Here is a 6,382-nt window from a genome sequence, read left to right on the forward strand (position 1 = left end):
GTACCGGCGGCCGCCCTCGCCGGNGGCGGGGCGGGCGCGCTCGCCCAGGGCCTCGCGGCCGCCGGTACGGCGCACGCCCCCGCGGGGGCCGCCGAAGCGGTCGTCTCGCGGTCGGGCGACGGCACGGTCGCCGGGGCGGCGCGGGCCGTCGCCCCCAGCATCGTGGAGATCCGGGCCGCCTCCGGCGCCGGGGAGTCCACCGGGTCCGGCGTGGTCATCACCGCGGACGGCGAGGTCGTCACCAACCACCACGTCGTCGCCGACGCCTCCGGGATCGAGGTCCGGCTCGGCGACGGCACCGCCCGTACGGCGGAGGTGGTCGGCACCGACCCCGCCAAGGACCTCGCGCTGATCCGCCTCCGCGGCGCCGAGGGCCTCAAGGCGGCGGCGCTCGGGGACTCCGACACGGTCCGGGTCGGTGACCAGGTCCTCGCGATCGGCTCGCCCGAGGGCCTCACCGGTACCGTGACCAGCGGCATCGTCTCCGCCCTCGACCGGGAGGTGACCGTCGCCGCGGACGGCGGCGGGCCGGCCGGGGAGCGGGACCGGCCGTCCGGCGGCACCTCCGCACCGGCGACGTACAAGGCGATCCAGACCGACGCCGCGCTCAACCCGGGGAACTCCGGCGGCGCCCTGGTCAACCTGCGGGGCGAGGTCATCGGCATCAACGCCGCGATGTACTCGCCGCAGACCGCCGACGACCCCGCGGGCGCCGGCAACGTCGGCCTCGGCTTCGCCATCCCGGTCGACACCCTCAAGGCCGACCTGGACGACCTCCGCGGCGACTGATCCGCGCACGCCGCCGGTGCGCGCGGCGGGAGGCCGCGACCGGGCGGCGGGAGGCCGCGACCGGGCGGCGGAAACGGGAAGGGGCGGCGGCCCGGTCCGGCCCGCCGCCCCCGCACGCCCGGCGTGCTTACCGGACGACCCTGATCCGGTCCGTCGCCGGCGGCGCCAGCGGGGCGTCCGCCGAGGAGTGCGCACCCAGGTAGGCGATGAAGACCTCCAGGTCGGAGGCGCCGACCAGCTTGTTCCGGCCCTGGCCGAGGACCGGGAAGCCGTCGCCGCCGCCCGCGAGGAACTCGTTCATCGCGACGCGGTACGTCCTGGCCGGGTCGAGCGGCTCGCCGTTCAGCCGCACCGAGGAGGCGTCGACGCGGGCGGCACCGGTCTTCGTCATGTCCAGGGTGTAGGTGAAGCCCCGCGACACCTGGAGGATCTTCGGCGACGCCTCGTTCGCGCCGCTGACCTGCTGCCGGAGCGCGGTGACGATCTGCTCGCCGGTCAGGTCCACGGTGGTCGTCATGTTGGTGAATGGCTGGACGGTGTACGCCTCGCCGTACGTCACGATGCCGTCCGCCGCCTCGCTGCCGGACCTGGCGTGGACCAGGTCGGCGCGGATGCCGCCCGGGTTCATGAAGGCGATCTGCGCCCCGCCCTTGTCCGCCGGGGCGAGAGCCTCCAGCTGGGCGTCGGCGATCAGGTTGCCGAGCGGCTTCTCGTAGGCGGTGGAGCCGCGTCCGTCGATGTCGGCGGTGATGTGGCCCACCGGGCGGTTGGCGATCGGCGCGGCGAGGCCGTTCCACTTGGCGATCAGGTCGGTCATGTCCTTGGCCCGGTCGTCACGGGTGACCACGTGGTTCGCGGAGGTGACGGCGGTGCGGACGATGTCCTTGGTGGCGCGGTCGTAGGTGAGGGTCGTGTCGGTGTACAGCCTGCCGTACGACGCCGCCGAGGTGACCGTGCGCGGCTTGCCCGCCGGGTCGGGGACGGTGCAGGCGTACGCCTGGTGGGTGTGGCCGGTGACCAGGGCGTCGACCTGCGGGTTGAGCTTCCTGGCGATCTCGGCGACCGGGCCGGAGATCCCGTCGCCCGGACCGGGGCTGTCGCAGTCGTAGTTGTACGCCGAGGAGGCCGGCATCCCGCCCTCGTGGATCAGGGCGACGACGGACTTCACGCCCCGGCGCTCCAGGATCTTCGTGTACTTGTCGATCGCCTCGACCTCGTCGCCGAACTTCAGGCCCTTGATGCCCTCGGCGTTGACGATGTTCGGGGTGCCCTCCAGGGTCACACCGATGAAGCCGATGCGGACGCCGTCCTTCTGCCACACGAAGTACGGGTCGAGGACCGGCCTGCCGGTCTTCTCGTCGGTGACGTTCGCGGCCAGGTAGGGGAACGCGGCGCCCTCGTACCGCGTGCCCTCGGCGCAGCCGTCCACGGGGTGGCAGCCGCCGTTCTGGATGCGGGCCAGCTCGGCCGCGCCCTCGTCGAACTCGTGGTTGCCGACCGAGCTGACGTCGAGCTTCAGCTTGTTGAGCGCCTCGATCGTCGGCTCGTCGTGGAACAGGCCGGAGATCAGGGGGGAGGCGCCGATCATGTCGCCGGCCGCCGCGGTGATCGAGTAGCGGTTGCCCTCGCGGGCGTCGCGCAGGTGCGTGGCCAGGTACTCGACGCCGCCGGCCTTGATCTTCTCGGCGGTGCCGTCCGGGTGGACGTGCGTGACCTCGCCGGAGGAGCCGGCCGGGGGCTCCAGGTTGCCGTGCAGGTCGTTGAAGGAGAGCAACTGCACGTCGACGGTGCGTCCGATCGCCTTCCCGTTCCCGCCGTGCGTCCGGCCGTCCGCGCCGGCCCCCTCGGCCGCGCCGGCCGGGAGGGCCGCCACGAGAGCGCCGAGGGTGGCGACGCCGGCCGCGGCGGCGAGCATCCGCCGCCCCATGGGCTTCTTGTGCCGCGTAGCTGACATTTGTCCGTTTTTCCCCTTTGACGCCACATGACCTCACGTGCCGTCAGACGACGCCGGGGTCATGGCTCCTGGTCTGCCGAGCGCAGCCTATGGTCAACGCGCGTAGCACAACAGGGTCGGCCGGGTTACGACCTGGTTGCCATCACCCCCCGGGCCGCGCCCTCCGCCGTAGGCTCCTCCCCATGACCACTGACGTTCGCGCAACAGCCCCCGAGGCGGGTCGCCGCATCGAGATCTTCGACGAACTCACCTCCGAACAGGCCCGGGACGTCCTCGACCTGCTCGCCGACGCCGCCGGCGCCGACGGCATGCAGGCCGTGTCCGAGCAGGGCCGGCTCCAGCTGAAGGCCTTCACCGCGGCACGCGGCGACCGTGAGGGCGGCGGCGGGAGGCGCGAAGGCGTGCGGCACCTGCTGCTCTCCGTGTCCGACCGGCTCGTCGGCTACGCCCAGCTGGAGGACACCGACCCGGTCGAGGCCCCGGCCGCCGAGCTGGTCGTCGCCCCCTCGCAGCGCGGCCGCGGCCACGGGCGGGCGCTCGGTTCGGCGCTGCTCGCGGAGTCGGGCAAGCGGCTGCGGGTGTGGGCGCACGGCGGCAGGCCCGCCGCCCGCCACCTGGCGCAGGTGCTGGGCCTCACCCTCTTCCGGGAGCTGCGGCAGCTGCGCCGCCCCCTGGTCCCGCTGGAGGTCCCCGAGCCGGTGCTGCCGGCCGGGATCACGGTCCGCACCTTCGTCCCCGGCCGGGACGACGCCGCCTGGCTCGCCGTCAACGCCGCCGCGTTCGCGCACCACCCCGAGCAGGGCGCCCTGACCCAGCGCGACCTGGACGACCGCAAGAACGAGCCGTGGTTCGACCCGGAGGGCTTCTTCCTCGCGGAGCGCGAGTCCGACGGCGCCCTGGCCGGCTTCCACTGGACGAAGGTGCACGCCGAGGAGCGGCTCGGCGAGGTGTACGTCGTCGGCGTCGCCCCCGACGCGCAGGGCGGCGGGCTCGGCAGGGCCCTCACCGCGATCGGCCTGCGCCACCTCGCCTCCCGGGGCCTGCCGACGGCGATGCTGTACGTCGACGCCGACAACACCGCGGCGCTGCGCGTGTACGAGGGGATGGGCTTCACCACCCACGAGGTGGACCTCATGTACCGCACGGAGACCTGACCCCGACGACACCCCCCGGGAGCCGCCGCCCCGAGCGGCCCGCCCCCGGAGCGGGCCAGAAGGCCCTCCGCCCGCACCGCCGGGGCCGGAGGGCCTTTTTCGTCCGGAGGGCCTTTCCCGTCGGAGGAGGCGGCGGACGGGTGAAGCGGCCCCTCACGGCTCCGCGGTCACGGTGAAACGGCCCCGTGCGTCCCGCGGGACGGCCCGCGGTACCTACCCCGCCGGACGCGTGAGGACGACCATGCCGTGCTCCGAGTGGACACGCGTCCAGCCCGCCGCCTCGGCCGTCTGCGCCACCGCCGCGGCCTCACCCGCCGGGAAGGGGTCGCGCGTGTCCACCACGATCCAGCTGATGTCCGTGTGCTCGTGGAGGACCCGCCGTACGGCGAGATAGGTGCGGGTACGGTCGGTCAGGTGCGGGGCCAGACTGTTGCTCGCGGCCACCTCGACCCCGCTGGGCACCCGGTCCACCGCTGCGCGAGCCGCCGACTCCCGCGGGCCCACCCGCCAGAACTCCGGCGTGACCAGATCCCCCAACGGCTTCGCCGGGAACATGAGCGCCATGACGGCCAAGGGGATGAAGACGGGCAGCCTTGTGTCCTTGCGTAAGGCGTCGATGAGGGCGGCGAAGGCGATGGGCATGAGAACGGCGGAGTAGTGCAGGGCCACATCCCAGTAGGCCGGATTGGGCGAGGTGAGACGCCACGCCAACGTCGGGAGCATGAGAAGGGCGAGAGGGCTGCGGAGGACCAGCCCGGCCGTGACCGCCAGAAGCGCCACAAGGGTCTGGCTCTTGACCGACCAGCCGTCGAGCAGTCCGTGGGAGTACTGCTGCGTCAGGTAGCCGTACTGGCCGTCGGGGGCGAGCGCCGGTATCGCGACCAGCGTGACGAGACCCGTGGCCGCGGTGGCGCCGAGGCAGAGCGCCAGCCCGGCTCGCCGGTGGTGGCGGAGCAGGAGGAGGCCGAGTACGGCCGCGGTGAGACCCAGGTCCTCCTTGACCAGGAGCAGACCGGACGCCCACCACGCGGCAGCCACCCACCGGCCGTCGAGGTACGCCGCGCACGCCAGGGCCAGGAGCGGTACGGCGAAGGCCACTTCGTGGAAGTCGAAGGCCACGAGTTCCTGCAGTCCCCAGGAGAGGCCGTAGGCGAGTCCCAGCGACAGGGCCGCCCACGGCCGTCCGAGATGGCGGCCGGCGGCGCTCGCCATCACATAGGTCGAGCCGGCCACCAGCGCGGCCTGCGCGATCAGCAGGGACTCCACACGGGGCACGAGCGCGTACAACGGCGCGAGCAGTGCCAGGATCGGATGGAAGTGGTCCCCCAGCAGGGGATACGCCTCCCCCAGGAAGGCCGCCGGCGCGGTGGCCGTCCTGATCTCGGAGGCCGGCATGCGCAGCTCCGCGTAGGCCCGGACACCCTGCCCGAAGATGCCGAGGTCGTAACCGGTGGTACCGAACCGCCGGTGCTCCCGCAGGGCGAACAGCGCATGGCCGAGGAGAACCGCCGCCGACACCAGAGCCGGCACGACCCGGGGAGATGTCCGGGGACCCCTTGGCTGCGTGATCGCGACACCGAAGAAGGCACGGTTCGGCGAAGGGGCGATCGACAACATTTCTCCATCCTCACGTTGGCCCGCCGGCAAACCCGCCAAAACGAGCCGAGGCTTTTCCAGCCCAGCGGACACCGGCGTACGCATGCTGCCGATGTGCGGGTTCTCCGACTCGATCGGCGCGGAATCGAAGACCGCCCGATCAGTTACCGCCCGTCTCCGTTTCGGGCATACCTGCACCGATCGCGCTCGTATGACCCGGCGCCCCGGGAAAGCCCGGCCGCCCAGGCGGATCGCGGTGCACCCGAAGGGTCACCGGCGCCAGCGCCCGGTGTCGCACGCCGGTACGCACAGTTCCTTCTCGTGGTTGCCGGCCGAGCATTCGCCGTACGCGGCGCCGTACCGACGGCAGCCGTGCGTATCGCCGTTCGGCTCGGCCCCTTGGCGGCGACCGCCGCCGGAAAGGTTCATCCACACGCCTTCGGCGGCGCTCCGGTCCAGGCACCGGGAAGCGGTCGGCCGTCCCGCACGGCAGCAGCCGCCCGGTTTCTTCTTCCGGGCCCACTGCCGGAAGCCCCACCGTCGCAGGCGGGTGCGCAAGAAGCCAGGGCGGCATCCGCCCGGAAAAATATTGCGGTCAACGCTATCCCGCCGAGAGCTAAGGCGGCCTTCCCCATGTTCGACGCACTTTCCCTTCCGCGGCATGCGCGAGGGCGCACCCCGCGCCGCGGCAGACACTACCCCCCTCAAATCTTCATGCGCAGCGCGAACAAATCAAAAATCCCTGTGACGTGAGCCATATCGCGACCAACCCGGGAGGCACTTGCAGTCACCCGTCTCGAAATTCGAGGAGAACACGCCGGGTGGCCGATTCCCATGTCGAGAACGACGCATTCGCTTCCCATGTAATTGACAGGTAAATCTTCNNNNC

General features: G+C 72.6%; 4 protein-coding genes and 1 pseudogene. 2 read left to right on the forward strand and 3 right to left on the reverse strand.

Annotated features, from left to right (window positions below; translation table 11 throughout):
- Window positions 1-24: 24 nt before the first annotated feature.
- Window positions 25-789, forward strand: a pseudogene (locus MW084_RS12955) (S1C family serine protease); the annotation flags it as partial.
- A 127-nt stretch (window positions 790-916) separates the two neighbouring features.
- Here the strand turns inward: MW084_RS12955 and MW084_RS12960 are convergent.
- A complete protein-coding gene (locus MW084_RS12960) occupies window positions 917-2,743 on the reverse strand; it encodes a bifunctional metallophosphatase/5'-nucleotidase (RefSeq protein WP_039830056.1) in 1,827 nt (608 codons plus the stop codon).
- A 182-nt stretch (window positions 2,744-2,925) separates the two neighbouring features.
- On the opposite strand from MW084_RS12960, the gene mshD reads away from it, so the two are divergent.
- A complete protein-coding gene (mshD, locus tag MW084_RS12965) occupies window positions 2,926-3,897 on the forward strand; it encodes a mycothiol synthase (RefSeq protein ID WP_010475502.1) in 972 nt (323 codons plus the stop codon).
- Between the two features lie 213 nt (window positions 3,898-4,110).
- On the opposite strand, the gene MW084_RS12970 is transcribed toward mshD, so the two are convergent.
- Together MW084_RS12970 and MW084_RS12975 are read right to left on the reverse strand one after the other, a co-directional pair.
- Window positions 4,111-5,427 (reverse strand): DUF2079 domain-containing protein, encoded by a 1,317-nt coding sequence (locus tag MW084_RS12970; protein ID WP_039830058.1) that lies wholly within the window; start codon window positions 5,425-5,427, stop codon window positions 4,111-4,113.
- Window positions 5,428-6,197: 770 nt separating this feature from the next.
- Window positions 6,198-6,377 (reverse strand): hypothetical protein (locus tag MW084_RS12975; RefSeq protein ID WP_275563601.1); only part of this gene is annotated, 180 nt, incomplete at its 5' end.
- Between the last annotated feature and the right edge of the window lie 5 nt (window positions 6,378-6,382).

Source organism: Streptomyces sudanensis, assembly GCF_023614315.1.
Classification (GTDB): domain Bacteria; phylum Actinomycetota; class Actinomycetes; order Streptomycetales; family Streptomycetaceae; genus Streptomyces; species Streptomyces sudanensis.